This is a genomic window from Bacillus sp. TH13 (genome assembly GCF_016651175.1).
Lineage (GTDB): Bacteria > Bacillota > Bacilli > Bacillales > Bacillaceae_G > Bacillus_A > Bacillus_A thuringiensis_S.
This window is the reverse complement of the sequence record NZ_JAEKEJ010000025.1, coordinates 4524194-4545733: the sequence shown is the minus strand read 5'-3', so window position 1 is coordinate 4545733 and position 21540 is coordinate 4524194. Positions and strand designations below refer to the sequence as shown.

Below are 21540 nucleotides of genomic sequence, written 5' to 3'. Positions count from 1 at the left end.
TATTACAAAAAATAGAGAGCATTTACATCATTCTATGAGCAACTCATATAGGTTTCTATGTCTCTATCAAGTAAATTTTCCATTATCCTCTTAAAAAGTAATACTCTTAATATATTCATTATTGCCTACACTTTATTTGCAGTTATTGGGCTGCCCTTTTCGTTCATAGCGTTGCATCTTTTGCACTCTCTACTTTTCAGTTAATGAAAGGGATGTTTCTTTTATCCCTTCAAATTCATTTAATAGGTACTTAGCTATCTTTTCAACTGCGGGGAAGTCTACTATTTCTTCATGTGATCCAGGGACTGAATACCTATTTACTCTTCCTTTTAATAAAGGTCCCCAATCTGTAAACAACTCTTTTCCTTCCTCAGCACTAAAGTAGAGAACTTCTCCAGAGTATGGTATTAAATCATGCTCTGCCATTAAGTTCAGGCATTTCCTATGAGCATTGATAACTTGCTTCAAATTCATAAGATCTGCATCAGGCGGGAGTACTCCTTCCATAATTAATCGCTCTACAAGCATATCTTGTTCATGGAAGAGGCCTTCCCCCTGCTCAGTAAAATCTCTAGAAATGAAATGCTCATATATATATGAGAGCATATCCTCCGTTGTTTTATAGTCCTGCTCTGAAGGTACTTTAGTATCCATTAGTATCAACAACTCAACTTCCTCACCTTGATTCTTTAGTACAGTTGCGATTTCATAAGCAATTGCACCGCCTAAAGACCATCCTCCAAGACGATATGGACCTTCTGGCTGAACACGTTTTATTTCTTCGATGTAAAGTTGAATTACTTCCGGCAAAGTTAACTCGTCAATTTCTTTCTTTTCTATAAGAGGATTCTGTAAACCATAAAATGAACAATGGTTCTTAAGCAATCTTGCTAGTTGAATGTAACAAAATACATTCCCCATAAACGGATGAACGCAAAAGAAAGGTCTTTTTTCTGATTCTTGTAGTGGAACTAGCGCTGCTACTGATTTCGTCATATCATGCTTATCACGAATAAGGCATGCGATTCCTTCCACTGTTGGATTCTTAATCAATGTAGACACCATAATCTCTTTTCCAAACTTCTCCCTAATTTTTGAAACTAATTTAATTACAAGGAGAGAGTGTCCTCCTCTATTAAAGAAATCATCATTTACATAGACATCTTCTATCTGTAACACATCCTGCCAGATTTTAATCAACTGATATTCAATTTCATCCCTTGGAATGATTGGTGTAGAAAAATTATTTTCTCTTAGAATAGTTAAATTGTTCAATGCCTTTCGATCAACTTTGCCATTCGTTGTAAGAGGAATCTCGTCTACCTTAATAAAGTGTGCGGGAACCATATAATTCGGTACTTGTGTCTTGAGATATTCACGCCAATCATGCATACTACCATCTCCAACTACATAAGCAACCAATCTCTGCTCTCCTAATTTATCCTCTGTTACCAAAACTACTGCTTCTTTTACCAATGGATGCCTCTCTAGATTCGCTTCAATCTCTTCAAGTTCAATACGAAAGCCCCTAATTTTCACTTGATTATCAATTCTTCTCAAGTAATCTAAATTACCATCAGGTAAATAACGAACCAAATCTCCCGTACGATATAAACGCTCTTCTTCATTAAATGGATGACGGATGAATCGCTCTGCTGTTAATTCTGGACGATTCAAGTATCCTCTTGCTATACCTGCACCACCAATATATAGCTCACCTGTTACACCAACTGGGACAGGTAACAAATTTTTATCCAATACATAAGTTTGAACGTTCGGCAATGGACGCCCAATTGTTATTCTCTTACTATCTGTTTGGATATGATAACATGTTGCATCAACCGTACATTCTGTAGGACCGTATACGTTATAAAAATCAATTTTTTCAGTCTCTACTAGCTGTTCCCATAATGATGGCATGATTGCTTCACCACCGACCAATATCTTGCTTGGTACATGAACATCAGCACTTATTTCTAGCAATCCTCCATCTATTAGTAATTGAAGTAATGAAGGTGTCATATCAAACATTTCCAATTTATTCTCCCTAATATAGGACACAAATTGTTCTGGATTAGTGCGAACTTCACTTGGAATAATATATAAACTTGAACCATAAAGCAGCATTTGTAATTGCTGAATAGATACATCAAAGGCAATTGATGCATTCAAACCAACGCGCATATTACTAGGTATCTCATGTGAGAAAACTTCTTTTTGTAAACCATATGATAGGTTTATTACAGAATGGTGCTGTACTAAAGCCCCCTTTGGATTCCCTGTCGAACCAGAAGTGTAGATAACATACGCTAAGTTTTCCCCTGTTACCTCACATATTGGTGAAAGTTTGCTTTCTCGAGAAATCATGGCTTGATCCCTATCTAGGCAAACTACCTTGATTTCTTTAGGTATCCAGCCCACTAATACCTCATTCGTAACTAACACTTGAATGTCTGTGTCTTCTAAAATATATCGTAGGCGGCTTTCCGGATTCGATGGATCCAATGGAACATAGGCTGCTCCGGCCTTCCAAATTCCCATTAGACCAACAACCATCTCAACTGATCGATCAAAGCAAAGGCCAACTAATGACTCTGTTCCAATTCCACATTTCTGTAAATGATGGGCTAATTGATTAGCTCTTTCATTCAGCTCTCGATATGTTAGTTGCTGTTTTTCATCTACCACTGCCAACACGTCAGGCGTACGATTTACTTGCTCTTCGAATAGTTGATGGATTGCATTCTCACGTGGATAGGATATAGTATTATTATTCCATTCTTCCAATAGCTTTCTTTGTTCAGCCTCCGTAATATATACTAGCTCCGATAGATTTTGATCAATGTTTTTGAGCATTTGCATTAACACTTGGTGTAAATGACCCAGCATTCGTTCAATGGTTACTCTATTAAACTTACTACGGTCATACATTAACTTTAACGATAACTGGATTCCTGGAACTACAGCTAACCCTAATGGGTAGTGAGTTTGTTCTACCCCTTCCAATTCACCAATTTCCAGATTTTCTGAAGACTCCTCTTTCACTGGATAATTTTCAAACACATATAAACTATTGAACAGCGGTATTCCTCTAGGAACTTCACTCCACCCCTGAATCTCTGTCAAAGAAGCATACTCATATTGTCTTCTTTCTATCTCTTCCTTTTGTATCTTCTGCAACCAATCTATTAATTTTATATCATCCATCAATTGAATTCGCGTCGGTGACGTTGTAATGAAAGGACCTACGATGTTTTCAACATCAATAATCTCCGTAGAACGCCCTGAGCTTGTTACACCAAAAACAATGTCATTTTCTCCACTATATCGGCTCATGAGATATGCCCATGCACCTTGAATTACTGTACTCAAAGTAAGTTTATTACGTTTCGCCCATCCTTGTAACGCTTGAGTCTGCTCTTCTGATAAATACGTAACCTTCTCTGTGTAACCTTTTTCTTCCTCTTTACTTTCTAAGCCCAGCAAAGTTGGCGCAGTAAAACCTTTTAGCTTCTCTCTCCAGAATTGTTCCGCCTGCTCCTTATCTTGCTCTCTTAACCATTGGATATATTTCTTATATGGTGAGGACTTAGGTAACTTCACAGCTTCTCCATTCATTCTCTTCTGATAGACTGTAAGTAATTCATTAAATACTAATGGTAAACTCCATCCATCCAGTAAAATATGGTGATGGGTCCAAACAATCCGATATTCTTCCTCACCTTCTTGAATGACTGTTACCCGCATCAATGGTGCTTCATCAAATTGGAAGGCTTGTTTTCGATCTAATGCCAAAAAGACTTTTCTTTTTTCCTCTATCTCTTCACTTGTCATTGTACGCCAGTCTTCTTTGTTCACTTTAAATGGGATATTTTCATACACCACTTGTACAGGTTCTTCAATTTCGTCCCATACAAATGCTGTACGAAAAATTTCATGCCGCTGAATTACAGATTTCCACGCCTGCTCAAATGTAGGAATATTCATTTTTCCTCGAATCATAAAACTCAATTGCACTATATACGGTGCAACATGTTCATCCCCTTGGTCATGCAATGTGTGGAAAATCATACCTTCTTGCAAAGGTGATAGTGGATATAAATCAGTAATCTGATTGTTCTTTCCGCGATGCATTTTGTTTAGTACATTTGTCAAACCTTCTTGGCTAAGATTAGCCATTGCAAAATCCGAAATGGTCAGTGCAGATTCTCTATCTGAAAATTGAATCAATGTACTCAGTTGATATAGCATATTCTGTGCAATACTTTGAATCGTTGATTTGGCAAATTGTCCAACATTGTATACCCAAGTGAACTGAAGTTTTCCATCCGTTACAACCCCAATTACATCAATTACATGCGATCGCTTGGAACCGGCAGCATGATCTAAACGCTTAAATTCGTTCTCCGGAATAAACATTGCATCGCTAGAAAACATTTGGTCAAATTGTCCAAGATAGTTAAAACTAATAGACGGTGTATATTGGGAGCTTAATTGCTCACACATTGTTGCGTTCATGTAACGCAACACCCCATAATCAACACCCTTATTAGGAATTTTGCGAACTTGTTCTTTAACTGCTTTTAATGCTGCAATTGGCGTATTAGCACTAGTAATATTTAAATGAACTGGGTAAATACTTGTAAACCATCCCACAGTTCTCGATAAATCAACATCTTCAATAATCTCTTCTCGACCATGTCCCTCTAAATCTACGCTCAATATCGGCTGACCCGTACATGCTGCCGTAGCTTGTACTAATGCTGCTAATAATACTTCATTGATTTGGACACGGTGAGTGCTTAAAGTCTCTTGCAATAACATACGGGTCTCATTCTCATTTAACACCACAGTAATTTCCTCAGTTACTGCGCTTACTGGATTACTTATAGTACCATCTACCGGCAATTTAACTACGTCTTGTTCAGCCTGCTCCTCCCAGTAATGTAGCACTTCTTTTGATAGTCCAGTTTCAGCGTAATGATGTAATTTCTCCGACCATTCTTTAAAAGATGTACTCTTCATAGGTAATTGAATTTTCTGCCCTTGGACTACTTGCGTATATGCTGTTTGCAAATCTTCCAATAAAATTCGCCAAGAAACACCATCCACGGCTAAATGATGAATTGTCCAAAATAATCGACCAGCGTGCTCACCTTCATCAAAATACACCATTCTCATTAGCGGACCATCATGTAAATTCAAACTTTCTTGTGCAACATTAATCTCTTTTTGAATAACCTGATGCCAATCAGCTTCCGGCACTTCGTCTAATGAAATGACAGTAAGCATCAATTGTTCTTCTATTCCTTCATTCCACTGTTTCCAAACCCCATTAGGTAAACGTTCATATCTTAAACGCAGAGCATCATGATGAAGTAGAAGGTTACCTGCCGCCTTTTCCAGTGATCCTATGTCCAATTTCTCTTTCGTTCTAAAGAACATGGATTGATTCCAATGATGTGGGTTAGGATGATTTTGTGCAAAAAACCTTTGCTGAATAGGTGTAAGTATCGTCTCTCCAGTTATAATTCCCTGTTCAGCTTGTACACCTTGTTCTTCTTTGACTACTTGCGCCAACTCAGCAATCGTTTGGTGTTCAAATATTTGTTTTGGTGTCAATTGTAAACCAGCTTGCTTCGCGCGCGAGACAATCTGAATGCTAAGAATTGAATCTCCACCAATTTCAAAGAAGTTATCATTCATACCAATACGTTTTGAACCTAGCACACGTTCCCAAATGATAGAAAGCTTATGTTCACGTTCATTTCTTGGGGCCACGTATCCTTCTTGTGTTCCTTGATAATCTGGTATAGGTAACGATTTCCGATCAATCTTTCCATTTATGGTTAGCGGTAATTCTTTCATTTCGACAAAGTAGGAAGGTATCATATGGATTGGCAGTTTTGTTTTAAGATACTCTCGCCATTCTTCTAAACTGCCTTCGCCCACTACATAAGCTACCAGCCTCTTATCCCCCGACTGATTTTCCCTAACCATTACAACTGCCTCTTTTACCAAGTCATGCTCTTGTAAAGTCGACTCAATCTCTCCAAGTTCAATTCGAAATCCTCTAATCTTCACTTGATTATCCATTCTTCCTAAGTAGTCTATATTACCATCAGGAAGATATCTCACAAGATCACCTGTTCTATATAACCTCTCGCCTTCTTTGAATGGATGAGAAATAAATCGTTCGGATGTTAACTCTGGACGATTCAAGTACCCCCTTGCTAGACCTGCTCCTCCGATATAAAGTTCCCCCATCACACCAACTGGAACTGGCAACCTATTTCTATCTAATACATAAGTTTGGATGTTAGGCAATGGACGCCCAATCGTTACTCGCTTACTATCTTTTTTGATATGATAGCATGTTGCATCAACCGTACATTCTGTAGGGCCATATACATTATAAAACTCAATTTTATCAGTCTCTACTAGCTGTTCCCATAATGACGGCATAATTGCTTCACCACCAACCAATACCTTACTTGGAACATGAACGTCGTCGCACGTTTCTAACAATCCGATATCTATAAGTAATTGAAGCAATGGAGGTGTTATATCAAAGATTTCTAACTTGTTCTCCCTAATATAAGCTACAAACTGCTCCGGATCACTTCGTACTTCGCTTGGAATAATATACAAACTTGAACCATAAAGCAGCATTTGTAATTGCTGGATAGACGCATCAAAGGCAATTGACGCATTTAAACCGACATGCATGTTAGATGGTATCTCATGTTCGAAAACCTCTTTTTGTAAACCATGCGACAAGTTTAGTACAGAATGATGCTGTATCAAGACACCCTTTGGATTCCCCGTTGATCCTGAAGTATAGATAACATACGCTAAGTCTTCTCCTGTTACTTCACATTTTGGTGAAAGAATGCTTTCTTGTGAAATCATTGTTTGATCCCTATCTAGACAAACTATCTTGATTTCTTTAGGTATCCAATCTTCCAATGACTCGTTCGTAACTAATACTTGAATTCCAGTGTCCTCCAAAATATATCGTAGGCGACTTTCTGGATATGATGGGTCTAATGGAACATAGGCTGCTCCAGCCTTCCAAATCCCCATAATACTAACAACCATCTCAATTGAACGCTCAAAGCAAAGTCCAACCAATGATTCATTCCCAATTCCGCATTGCTGAAGATAGTGGGCCAATTGATTAGCTTTTTCATTGAGCTCTCGATACGTTAACTGCTGTTTTTCATCTACCACTGCTACCGCATCAGGTGTACGATTTACTTGCTCTTCAAACAGCTGATGAATTGTACTTTCCTGTGGATATGCTTCAGTATTATTATTCCACTCTTCCAACTGTTTTTGCTGTAATCCTGATAATATAGGCAACTTAGCTAATGATTTATCAGGATTCTCCACGATTACATTCAACCAGTTCCCAAAATGTTCAGCCATGGATTCAATAGTTAAGCTGTCAAATAAATCAGTTCTATAAACAAAAGTAAGTAATAAACCCTCTTCCACTTCTGCAGCAGTTAAACTTAAATCAAACTTAGCGATCGGAGCATTACTTTCCATTACTTCTATATTTCTTCCATGTAGTTCTGGTAGCTTCTGTCCCGTATTTTGCAAAGTAAACATGGTTTGGAAAATCGGAGAATGGCTTGTATTTCGTTCAGGTTGGATAACCTCTACAATTTTCTCAAACGGAACATCTTGATACTCATACGCCTTCAATGCTTTTATCCGTACTTGAGATAACAACTCTTGAAATGCCGGTGCATTACTTAAATCAGCTCGATAAACCAAAGTGTTGACAAAGAAACCAATCAGCCCCTCAATTTCTCGATAATTTCGATTTGCAATTGGGCTACCAACAATAATATCCGTTTGTCCCGTATAACGAGCAAGGAAACTTTGATACGATGCCAATAAGGTCATGAAAAGTGTGGCCCCTTCTTGACGACTTAGTTCGTTTAATTTATCCAGTAATGAGCGTGACAACAAAACATTATGAGTTAATCCATGATGGGTTTGCACTGGCGGACGCGGACGATCCATTGGCAACATTAAGACTGGTAACTCACCAGATAATTCTTCCTTCCAATATGCAAGTTGTTGATATAGTACTTCATCTTTCAACCATTCTCTTTGCCACTGAGCAAAATCGGCATATTGAACTGGTAGTGGTTCCAGCTCTGCTTGTGTTTCACCAATCGCATTCTCATAAAATGCCATCCATTCTTGAAGCAAGATTTCCATCGACCATCCATCTGAGATAATATGATGCATATTACACAGAAGAACCCATTCTTCTTCTGAAATTCTTATGAGTTTCCCACGGAATAATGGCCCTTGTTCTAAATCAAATGGAGATTCTACTTCAGTTTGAATCCATTGCTCCAACTTTCTTTCTCGCTCCTCTAATGAAAGCTTAGTTAAGTCCATTTGAAGAAGCGGACGGAAAATATACGGTTGAATCTGCTGCACAGGATAGCCATCCTCTTCATAAAATACAGTCCGCAAAGATTCATGACGCTCTATCAACTGATTCCATCCCAACTCCAATGCCTCAGGTAACCAACTCCCTGTAAGGCGGCATGCCATTGGCATATTATAAAGTGCACTATTTGGTGCAAATTGATCAATAAACCATAAGCGCTGTTGGGCATAAGATAGTGGAATATTATTTCCTCGTTCCATCGGCACCAATGGTGGAATTTCTCGTTTTTCGCTCCCCTTACGCAACTGATCCATTCGTTTCGATAATGCCTCGACCGTTGAATATTCGAACAGTTCACGTACTGGCAATTTGATTTGAAAGACTTCCTGTAAGCGTGAGACCACTTGTGTAGCAAGTAGAGAGTGACCACCAAGTTCAAAGAAAGAATCCCGAACACCAATGTCTCCTATTCCTAACACTTGACTCCACACTGAAGCGATAAGTTCTTCCAGCGGAGTTCGTGGATAGACAGTATTTTCGGCAGATTGTTCACTAAGTATAGGCAATGCCTTCAAATCAAGTTTCCCATTCGGTGTAAGTGGTAAAAATTCCATTTCAATAAAGTTAGTTGGAACCATGTAATTAGGTAAATGTGTTTGTAGATATTCTCGCCATTCACTGACACTGCCTTCACCAACTACATAAGCTACTAATCTCTTATCACCTTGATAATCCTCTCGTACCAATACAACTGCTTCTTTCACAGAAGAATGCGCCTGCAAAACAGCTTCTATTTCTCCCAATTCAATTCGGAAACCACGAATTTTCACTTGGTCATCTATACGTCCATGGAACTGGAGATTACCATCAGAAAGATAACTTGCTTTGTCTCCTGTGTAATAGAGACGTTCTCCTGACTTGAAAGGATGTGGAATAAATTTTTCCTTTGTAAGATCCGGACGATTAGCATATCCACGTGCAAGACTCTTTCCTCCAATATAGAGATCTCCAATTACACCAATTGGTACTAGCTGAAGATGAGAATCTAATACATAAACTTCTGTATTCGCAATCGGTCGACCAATCGATGGCGTACCTGTTGTCACTCCTACAGGTACATAACAATCTGTGGTAACGACTGTATTTTCCGATGGACCATACTGATTAATTACCGCAAAAGGAATATCGTTAGATGGATACTGCGTTAATTGATCCCCACCAGTAATGATAAAACGAAGATCCGTATTATCTGGCCAAGATAATTTCAAGAGTCTTTCCAGAATAGGCGTAGGTGCAAAGCTAGCTGTTATTCGTGAATCAATGAGCCAGTCCCTTAGTGCTTCTGGATTAATTCTCAGTTCCTCTGTTGACAAGTAGAGTGCTGCACCAGCAGTTAGATACGGCCAAATCTCCTGAACAGCCGAATCAAAAGCAACACCTGCAATCTGAGTCGCACGATCCTCTGCTGAAATACGATAAACTTCTTGATGCCAAGAAACCATATTTATTAATGAGCGATGTTCAACCATGACACCCTTCGGTTTTCCTGTAGAACCAGAGGTATAGACAATATAGGCTAAGTTCTCTGGATTTATCTGACGTGTAGGTGCGATTACGCTTTCCACCGTTAATTCTTCTAACCTCACCATTTCGACGTGTGCGAAATGTCCTTCTTGTCCTTCCGCCGTCACTACAAATTGAATTCCTGCATCTTCAATCATGTATTCTAACCTTGATTTTGGATACAACGGGTCTAAAACAACATAAGCTCCACCAGCTTTTAAAATGCCTAGTAAACTTGCCATTAGCTCTGCTGACCTCGGAAGATAAACTCCCACCACTGACTCTGGGGCTACTCCCTTTCGCTGTAAAACATTTGCCAACTGATTTGCTTGTATATAAAGTTCACCATAAGTCCACTGTTTTGTTTGATCAACTACCGCAATCGCATCAGGACGCATTGCTACTTGCTCCTCAAATCTGTCGCAAATAAGACCCTGATGGGACATTTCCATTACAGTGTCATTCCATGTTTCTAATAACAAATTACGCTCGGGTTCCGATAGCATGCTCAGGTCATACAACGGATTTTGCGGGCGATGAGAAACTTCATGTAGCCATTTCTCAAAGTGTCCTGCCATCCGTTCAATTGTAGTAGCATTGAATAAATCCTTATTGTACTCAAAAGTAAAAAGTAATCCCTCTTCCGTCTCAGCTGCCATTACACTTAAATCAAACTTTGCAATTGGACTATAGCTTTCTATCATTTCAATACTTCTACTAGATAACACCGGAAACTCTTGTTTCATATTTTGCAAGATGAACATAGTCTGGAAGATTGGTGAATGACTTGTACTTCGCTCCGGTTGCACAACTTCTACAATTTTTTCAAATGGGATATCTTGATATTCATATGCCTTCAATGCCTTTTGACGAACCTGATACAGTACATCTTGAAATGTCGGTCTACCACTCAAATTAGCTCGATAAACTAGCGTGTTAACGAAGAAACCAATCAGTCCTTCAATTTCTCTATAATTCCGATTCGCAATTGGGCTTCCGACCAGAATATCTTCTTGTCCCGTATAACGAGATAGAAAACTTTGATATGCAGCCAACAGCGTCATGAAGAGTGTAGCCCCTTCTTTTCGGCTAAGTTCATTCAATTTATCATGTAGCGTGCTTGGCAGAATCAGAGTGTATGTCGACCCGTGATGGGTTTGTATTGCGGGACGCGGGCGATCCATAGGAAGTTGGAGTACAGGAAGCTCCCCAGACAATTCTTCCCTCCAATATTGAAGTTGTTGATCAAGCACTTCCTCCTTCAGCCATCCTTTTTGCCACTGAGCAAAGTCGGCATATTGAACCGGTAATGGTTCAAGTTCTGCCACCTTTCCATCCGTTGCTTTCTCGTAAAATGCCATCCATTCTTCAAGTAGTATTCCCATTGACCATCCATCTGAAATGATATGATGTAGAGTACAAAGAAGTATCCATTCTTCCTCTCCCACGTGCAAAATACTTGTCCTGATTAATGGACCCTCTGTTAAATCAAATGGCACTTCTGTTTCTTGTTGAATTAAACGTTTAACTTCTTCTTCTCGGTCTTCAGCAGAAAGCATAGTTAAATCCGTTTTCGGAATTGATTGAAAAGCATATGGTTCAATTTGCTGTACGGGTTGACCGTTCACTTCGTGAAAGACCGTCCGCAATGATTCATGACGTTCTATTAGTTGATTCCATCCCGTTTCCAATGCTTCAAGTAGCCAATTCCCTGTAAGGCGGCATACCATTGGCATATTGTAAAGGGCACTATTAGGTGTAAATTGATCAATAAACCATAAACGTTGTTGGGCATAAGATAGCGGAATAGCTTCTCCTCGTTTCGTTGGTATTAGTGGCGGAATCTCTCGTTTTTTATCTCCTTTACGTAACTGCTCTAATCGCTTTGCCAGTGACTCCACTGTTGCGTACTCAAATAGTTCACGTACTGGTAATTCGATTTGAAAGATTTCCTGTAAACGTGACACTACTTGAGTAGCTAGTAGTGAGTGACCACCGATTTCAAAAAAGGAATCCTTAACACTAATATTTTTTATACCTAACACTTGGCTCCAAACGGAAACGATAAGCTCCTCCACTGGTGTTCGTGATGAAGTAATATCTTCACTTATGAACTGTTCTTCTAATTCCAGTAAGGCTTTCCGATTCACTTTACCATTTGGAGTGAGTGGCATACCTTCAACTTTGAAAAAGTATGCTGGAACCATATAATGTGGCAATTGCTTCTTGAGATATTCACGCCACTCTCCAGTATCCCCTTCACCCACTACATAAGCTACTAACTGCTTATCTCCTGGTCGATCTTCCTTCACCAACACGACCGCCTCTTTTACAGATGGGTGATCATGTAAAGCTGCTTCAATTTCTCCCAATTCAATTCGGAATCCTCTAATTTTGACTTGGTTATCTATTCTTCCAATATATTCTAAGTTGCGATCATTCATATATCTCACCAGGTCACCCGTTCGATATAATCGTTCCCCGTCCTTAAAGGGGTGCGAAATAAAACGTTCAGTAGTTAAATCTGGTCGATTGAAGTAGCCACGTGCCAATCCTACTCCACCAAGGTAAAGTTCCCCTGCCACACCAATCGGGACCACTTGTTGATATTGATCTAACACATACAACTCTGTATTATCAATCGGACGACCAATCGGAATAAGCATTGGCTCTTTTTCTAAATCACAATTATAATAAGTCACATCCACAGTCGCTTCAGTAGGACCATACAAGTTAATTAACTTTGTTTGCTGAACATTGTAAAAGATCCCCTTAAACCGGCGAACCTGCTCAGTGTTTAACGCTTCTCCACTAGTAAAAACTTGAATTAAAGACGATACATCCCTTTTCGAATTATATAGTTCCATATAATCTAAAAAAGTAGATAACATCGACGGAACAAAGTGCATGGTGGACACACGATATCGTTCAATATACTCCTCAATCACCGCAGGATCTTTCTCTCCTCCTGGTGGAAGCAAACAAACACGTGCTCCTACAAATGACCACCAAAATAATTCCCAGACAGAAACATCAAATGAAAACGGTGTCTTTTGTAGGATTGTATCCTCCTCGGACAATGGGTATTTTTTCTGCATCCACTGTAAGCGGTTTATAACGGAATGATGTTCAATCATTACCCCCTTTGGATTTCCTGTCGAACCCGAAGTGTATATGATATAGGCTAAGTTATTTGCTGTTACTCCACTCACTGGAGCTAAATTACTCTCTTTAGAAATCATTACTCGATCCCGGTCTAAACAAATTGCTTGAATACCTTTAGGTAACCAGTCCTGTAGTGCCTCTTTTGTTAACAGCACTTGAATTTGTGAATTCTCCAAAATGTATCTCAGGCGATTTTCGGGGTAACTTGGGTCCAGTGGGACATAAGCCCCACCTGCTTTCAAAATCCCAAAGAGACCAATAATCATATCAGGAGAACGTTCAATACATATACCCACTAATGATTCAGGTCCGATACCTCGTTTCTGTAGAAAACGTGCCAATTGGTTCGATTTTTCATTGAGTTCTTGATACGTTAGCTTTCCACCCTCATAAACTACCGCCACTGCATCAGGTGTCCGTGCAACTTGCTGCTCAAATAGCTCATGAATCATACAATCATGACCATAAACTACGTCCGTATCATTCCATTCTTCTAGGAGTTGTTTCTGCTCAGTGTCCGATAACATTGACAGCTTTGTATATGATTCATCTGGATGATACGTAATTTCATTTAGCCAGTTCTCAAAGTGGCCTGCCATACGTCCAATGGTACTACTATCAAATAAGTCCGTATTGTATTCAAATGAGACAAATAGACCTTCTTCCACTTCATAGGCAGTTAAGCTCAAATCAAATTTAGCAATAGACATATTACTTTCTACCATTTCAATACTTCTACCAGGCAAATCTAGTCGTTCTTGTTTTATATTCTGTAGCGTAAACATGGTCTGAAAGACAGGCGAATGACTCATGCTTCGTTCAGGTTGCACAGCTTCTACCACTTTTTCAAATGGTATATCTTGATATTCGTAAGCTTTTAACGCCTTTTTCTTTGTTTGGCTCAAAATCTCCCGAAAAGTAGGAGTGCCACTCAAATCTGATCGGTAAACCAACGTATTAACAAAGAAACCAATTAATCCTTCTACTCCCTTATGGTTCCGATTTGCAATCGGGCTACCAACTAGAATATCTTTTTGTCCCGTATAACGAGCAAGAAAGCTCTGGTATGCGGCCATTAAAGTCATAAATAAAGTGGATCCTTCTTGTCGGCTTATATCCTTCAATTGACTAAGCAATTTATAAGGAAAAATTACGTGATGCGTAGCCCCAGAGTAAGTCTGCTTAACCGGTCGAGGTCGATCCACTGGCAGTTGTAAGATAGGAAGCTCACCAGACAATTCTTCCTGCCAATACGTAAGCTGACGATTTAGCACATCACCTTGCAACCACTCCTTTTGCCACTTCGCAAAGTCTGCATATTGAATGGATAATGAACTTAATTTAGCAGGATTTCCGCCCGTTTCTTCTTCATAGAAAGCAAGGAATTCATTCATGAATATACCAATGGACCAAGCATCAGAAATAATATGATGCATCGTACACAGTAATAACCATTCATCCTTCTCTAATTGAACAAGCTGATTACGAATTAAAGGACCATTCATTAAATCAAATGGTTCTTGCGCTTCTCTCGCAATTAAACTATCTACCTCTTTTTCTTTTACTTTTAGAGGAAGTTGAGAGTAATCTCTTACAGGTAATGCTCTAGGAAGGAATTCAATAATTTGTTGCACAGGTTGTTCTCCTACTTCTTTAAAAACAGTTCGTAATGATTCATGGCGTTCAATGAGTCGATTGAATCCCTTTTCTAATGCTTCAGGTATCCAATTTCCTTTTAGATGCCATACCGTTGGAATATTATATAAAGAACTATTTGGATTAAATCTGTCCATAAACCACAAACGTTGTTGTGCATAAGACAACGGGATTGCTTCTTTATTCTCCTTTTTTTGCATTTGCTTCTGAAGCCATGCTCTCTTCTCAGGAGAAAGTGAACTCAGCTTTGCAAGTAAATCACTTCTCATTTTTTTACCCCTTCCTCAATCAAATTACTCTCGAATATCCCTTGTGCTTCTTCCTCTGATAGCTCCTCTAATTGCTTAAGTAGTTCCAGTAATTCTTCATCATTACTCACTTCTGCTTCTTTTTGAACATAGTCTTGAAGACTTACATTCTCCTTACTATCATTCTGCATTTCTTGATTTTTGTTATCGAGCAATTGATCAATCTGTTCTGCCAATTGCTGCACCGTATGAAACATAAATAAATCATGCAATGGTATCTCGATTCCAAAAGCCTCTTTAAGATTAGAAACGGCTTGCGTAGCAAGTAGTGAATGGCCACCAATTTCAAAAAACGAATCCTGAATTCCGATGTTTTCCATACTTAAAACTTCATGCCATATCGAAACGATTGTTTTTTCCGTAGACGTACGAGGAGCAATATAACCACTTGCTATCTCCTGTTTCTCTGGTGCTGGTAAAGTCTTCCTATCAATTTTCCCATTAGGGGTGAGTGGAAATGCATTTAATTCGACAAAATAGGCTGGAATCATATAATTTGGTAGTTGGTCCTTGAGATAATTACGCCACTTTTGAGCATCCCCGTCTCCTACAACATAAGCAATCAAACGTGGATCGCCAAGATAATCTTCCCGCACCATCACAATAGCTTCCTTAACTAATGTATGCTTTTGTAATGCCGCTTCAATTTCTCCTAGTTCAATCCGGAACCCACGTATTTTCACCTGATGATCAATTCGTCCAACATACTCCAAATTTCCATCCGGTAAATACCTTACTAGATCTCCAGTCCGGTATACTCGCTCTCCTTCTTTAAACGGATGCGGTATAAATCGATTTTTCGTTAAGTCAGGGCGTTTTAAATATCCACGTGCTAACCCTGATCCACCAATGTACAGCTCACCGACTACACCAATTGGAACCATTTTTTGTTCCGCACTCAGTACATATACTTCTGTATTGAAGATCGGTTTACCAATTGGTGGTACCCTATGCATGACACCCTTTTCTAATTCCATATATGTGGAATACGTAGTATCTTCAGACGGTCCATATAAGTTGTATACCTTCTCAATCGTACTTCTCTCGTATAAATCTTGAACAAGCGGATATGGTAACGGTTCTCCAGCCAAATTCATTACCTTTACTGAAGAAGGAATTGTTTTTGCTCGAACCAATTCCTTTGCTGCCGATGGCACAGTATTAACCAAAGTCACACCTTTGGTAGACAACTTGTCTAGATGTAGAGCATTTTCAGCGACAATCACCTTACCACCCATCGTTAAGGGAACAAATACTTCAAAAACGGATAAATCAAAGGATAGTGAAGTTGAAGCTAATACTCCCGCTAATTCCTTTCGGGAATACGTGTGATGCGCCCAATGAATCATTGTTACTGTATTCCTGTGCTCAATCATTACTCCCTTTGGATTTCCAGTGGAACCTGAAGTATAGATAATATAGGCTAAGTTATCGCCCGTCACTTCACTCGTACATACCGTAGTTACTTCTTGTTCTATTTCTATTCGATTATGATCAATACAAATGACGTTGACGAATGTAGGTATAACCATTTTTTGTTGTAACTTTTCCTGTGTCACCAGTACCTTTATTTGAGCATCTTCTAAAATGTACTGCAGTCGACTTTCCGGATACGCTGGATCAATTGGGACATATGCTCCTCCTGCCTTCATAATTCCTAAGAGACCGACAATCATCGCGGATGAACGTGTAACGCAAATCCCAACTAATGATTCGCATGTTACACCATTTTTTTGTAAATAATGTGCCAACTGATTCGAGCGTTCGTCCAACTCTCGATATGTTAGTTCTTCATCTTCGCACACTACTGCAATTACTTCTGGTGTTTTTTTCACCTGTTCTTCAAACATTGTATGAATCGTACTTTCTTCCATATCTATAACATGCGATTTATTCCATTCCTCTAGTAGTTGCTTATATTCTACTTTCGATAACATATTCAGTTCTGATAGTACACATTTTGGATGAGAGACAATTTGATTTAACCAATGTTTAAAATGACTTGCCATACGTTCAATGGTTGTATCATTAAACAAATCAGTATTATATTCAAAGGTTAGTGATAATCCTTCTTCCGTCTCAGAAGCAAATAAACTCAAATCAAATTTTGCAACAGAAACATGGCTTTCCATGAGTTCCATTTGTCTTTCAGATAGCTGAAGAAAGTCTTGTTTCGTATTCTGTAAAGTAAACATGGTTTGGAATATTGGTGAATGACTTGTATTCCGTTCCGGCTTTACGGATTCTACCACTTTCTCAAATGGAACATCCTGATACTCGTATGCTTTTAGTGCTTTTTTTCTTACCTGCGACAAAAGTTCTTGGAACGTCGGGTTTTCACTGAAATCAGCTCGATAAACTAACGTATTTGCAAAGAAACCTATTAATCCCTCAATCTCTTTCACATTTCGATTAGCGATCGGACTTCCAACCAAGATGTCGTCCTGTCCTGTATAACGAGAAAGGAAGCTTTGATACGCTGCCATCAATGTCATAAATAAAGTGCATCCTTCTTGCAGACTTAAATCTTTGAGTTTTTCCTGTAGGGAATTCGCCACCATTAAGGACTGATTTGCACCACGGTGGGTTTGAACCGCAGGTCGAGGACGATCCATCGGTAATTGTAAAACCGGTAGCTCCCCAGACAATTCTTCCTTCCAATATTGAAGGTGCTGATTCAAATTCTCTTCTTTTTGCCATTCCTTCTGCCACATGACAAAGTCTGCATATTGGATAGATAACTCCTTCAATTCCGCCGGTTTGCCGTTTAGTGCTCCTTCATAAAAAGCCATCCATTCTTCAAGTAAGATTCCCATTGACCATCCATCTGAAATAATATGATGCATCGTACAAATGAGAACCCATTCTTCCCTATCCACTTTCAATATTCGTGTTCGAATCAGAGGACCTTGTCCAAAATGAAATGGTTCCTCCGCTTCATTTTGAATGAGCCGTTTCATTTCTCTTTCCCTATCTTCCAAAGAGAGATCTGTTAGATTCGTTTGAGGGATATGCCTGAATACATGAGATTGAACCTGTTGAAACGGTTCACCCTCCTGTTCTAGAATTATCGTCCGTAATGATTCATGACGCTCCAACAATTGATTCCATCCGGCCTCCAATGCTTCAATTGACCATTTACCTGTTAAGCGACACGCTGCATGAATATTGTACATAGCACTATTTGGCATTAATTGATCAATAAACCATAGACGTTTCTGCGCATAGGAAAGTGGAATAGCTTCTTCTCGTTTCATAGGTACAAGGGGGGCAACCTCTCGTTTTTTATCTTCTTTTCGTAACTGATCTACTCGTTTCGCCAACGCTTCCACTGTATCGTGCTTGAAAAGTTCACGTAATGGGATTTTGATTTGGAACAATTCTTGCAATCGAGAGACGATTTGAGTAGCAAGTAGTGAGTGCCCACCCCGTTCAAAAAAGGAATCTTGAATACCAATATTTTCTGTCCCTAACACTTGACCCCAAACCGAGGCAATAAGCTCTTCCGATGGCGTCCGAGGTAGAACATTTAAATCTCCAATAGCTTGCTCATCAGGTTCTGGCAAGGCCTTTCGATCAATTTTCCCATTCGGAGTAAGCGGGAAGTGTTCTAACTCTACAAAGTGCGCTGGAATCATATGATTCGGTAATTGGTTTTGTAAATACTCTCTCCACTCTTGGGTATTTCCATCGCTTATTACATATGCAACCAATCGTTGATCACCTGGACGATCTTCTCTAACTAATACGACAGCCTCTTTAATAAACGAACATTTTTCTAAAGTCGCTTCAATTTCTCCTAATTCAATCCTAAAACCACGCATTTTAACTTGATGATCCATTCGACCTATAAATTCTATATTTCCATCAGTTAGATATCTTACTGAATCTCCTGTTCGATATAGTCGTTCCCCCAATCGGAATGGATGCGAAACGAATTTTTCAGCAGTAAGATTCGGACGATTTAAGTATCCACGTGCTAAACCAGCACCACCAATATATAGTTCACCCTCAATTCCTATTGATTGCAGGCGTTGATTTTGGTCTAATACATATAATTGCGTGTTCTGTATTGGCTGCCCAATAGAAACAAATTCTTGATTAGGCTGAATATCAAATGCATTCACATAAATAGTGGCTTCAGTTGGTCCATAAAAGTTGGTTAATTGCACTTGTTCACTATAATTCCATTTCTGCTGAAATCGTCTAACTAACCCTGAGCTTAGTTCTTCCCCACCAGAAAATACATGGCGTACGGACGAACAATTCATGTTCAATTCAATACGATTGAAGTAATCTAAGAAAACAGATAACATCGAAGGTACAAATTGAACTATAGTAACCTGATGTTTTTTAATCACTTCAGCTATAATAGAAGGATCTTTTTCTCCACCTGGAGGTAAGAAAGATACACTTGCACCAACGTGAATGCCCCAAAACAATTCCCAAACAGAGACATCAAATGAGAATGGCGTTTTCTGCAAGATCACATCCTTTTTAGAAAGTGGATATTTATGTTGCATCCATTCTAGATAATTGATTACTGAATGATGCTCAATCATTACTCCCTTTGGATTCCCTGTAGATCCTGAAGTATACATAACATACGCTAAACTTTCTCCTGTTACACCACTTATACATGGGGTTGATTTTTCTTTTTCAATTGCAGTGTAATCTTTATTCATACAAATCGTTTTAATATTTTCTGATACAAACAAATTTTTAGAATTCTCTTCCGTCACTAGCACTTCGATTCCAGCATCCTCTAATATATATCGAAGCCGACTCTCTGGATAAGTAGGGTCAAGTGGAACATACGCTGCTCCTGATTTTAGAATCCCTAATAACGCTATCATCATTTGTAATGAACGTTCCATATATACCCCAACTAGAGACTCTGGGCCTACACCATGCTTTTGTAGATAATGAGCTAGCTGATTTGCACGCTTCTCCAACTCTTTATAGGTAATTTGTTCATTTTCGTAACTAGCCGCGATTGCTTCCGGTGTTTTTTTAACTTGCTCCTCAAACATCGTATGAATCATGCCTTCAGCCGAATAATTAAATTGAGTATGATTCCATTCCTCTAGTAACTGTATCTGTTCTTCTTCTGTTAAATGAGTAATTTCAAATAGTTTTGAATCTAGGCTCTTCGTCATCTGAATTAATATTTGCAATAAGTGATTCTGAATCAGATTTATTGTTTCTTCATTAAAATAGCTTCGATCATACATCAACTTTAAAGTAATTTTCTTACCGGGCATTACAATGAGTGTTAAAGGATAATTTGTTTGTTCCGTGCTTGTAACATCTAGTAATCTTAAATCATCATTTCTCTCACCTTGAATTGGATAATTTTCAAACACATACAAGGTATGAAATAAGGAGCTATTTCGCGGAACCTCACTCCAACCTTGAATATCTATCAACGAATTATACTCATACTGTCTTCGTTCCATTTCTTTCATTTGTATTTTACGAAGCCAATCTACTACTGATGTATTATCCGTTAATCGAATTCTGGTAGGTAATGTGTTAATAAATAGCCCCACCATATTCTCTGCTCCCATTAAATCAGTAGGACGTCCAGCGCTAGTTACGCCAAATACGACGTCACTGTCACCGCTATACCTACTCATCAAATAAGCCCATGCACCTTGTACTAACGTATTCAACGTTAATCGACTATTTCGTACCCACTCTTGTAACTTCTCAGTAAGTTTCTCAGATACTTGATAAACACACTCTCCATAGCCCTTCTCTTGTCCTTGATCCTTTCTTTCCATTGCTAATGGCGTAGGTGCATAGAACCCTTTTAATTCTTCTTTCCAAAATTCCTCTGCTTGACTTTGATCTTGTTTATTTATCCACTGGATATATTTTTTATAAGGAAGAGATTTAGGAAGAGTCAATAATTCTCCCTTTATCATCTTGAGATAAACTTCCATCACTTCACTAAAGACCAATGACACACTCCATCCATCTAGCAAAATATGATGATGTGTCCAAATAATTCTCGTTTCCTCTTTTGCTTCTTTAATCGCAGTGACTCTCATCAATGGTGCTTCATCCAATAAAAATCCTTTTCTACGATCTACATTCAAAAACTGTTGTAATTTCTTCACCCTTTCCTCATGTGGATAGGTGCTCCAATCCTCTTGATGAATAGTAAAAGGAAGACGTTGGTAAACCGCTTGTAGTGGCTTTTCTACTTCCTCCCATACAAATACTGAACGTAAAACCTCATGTCGATTAATAACATATTCCCAAGCCTTTTCAAAAGTATCAACATCCAATTGCCCCCCGAGCAAGAAACCTACTTGTACAATATAGGAAAAAGAATGTTCATCATCTTGATCGTATAAAGTATGAAACAGTATTCCTTTTTGCAAAGGTGATAAACCATATATATCAATAACGTCTCCCATT

2 protein-coding genes are annotated in these 21540 nt (G+C 38.8%); both read right to left on the bottom strand.

Translation table 11 applies throughout. The annotated features are described in order from the left end of the window. Window positions 1–189: 189 nt before the first annotated feature. Window positions 190–15072: a non-ribosomal peptide synthetase gene (locus JFU02_RS31690; RefSeq protein ID WP_141560297.1), complete on the bottom strand. Its 14883-nt coding sequence runs from the start codon at window positions 15070–15072 to the stop codon at window positions 190–192. Next, window positions 15069–21539 (bottom strand): non-ribosomal peptide synthetase, encoded by a 6471-nt coding sequence (locus JFU02_RS31685; RefSeq protein WP_061667089.1) that lies wholly within the window; start codon window positions 21537–21539, stop codon window positions 15069–15071. The genes JFU02_RS31690 and JFU02_RS31685 overlap by 4 nt, the downstream gene beginning before the upstream one ends. Window position 21540: the final 1 nt, after the last annotated feature.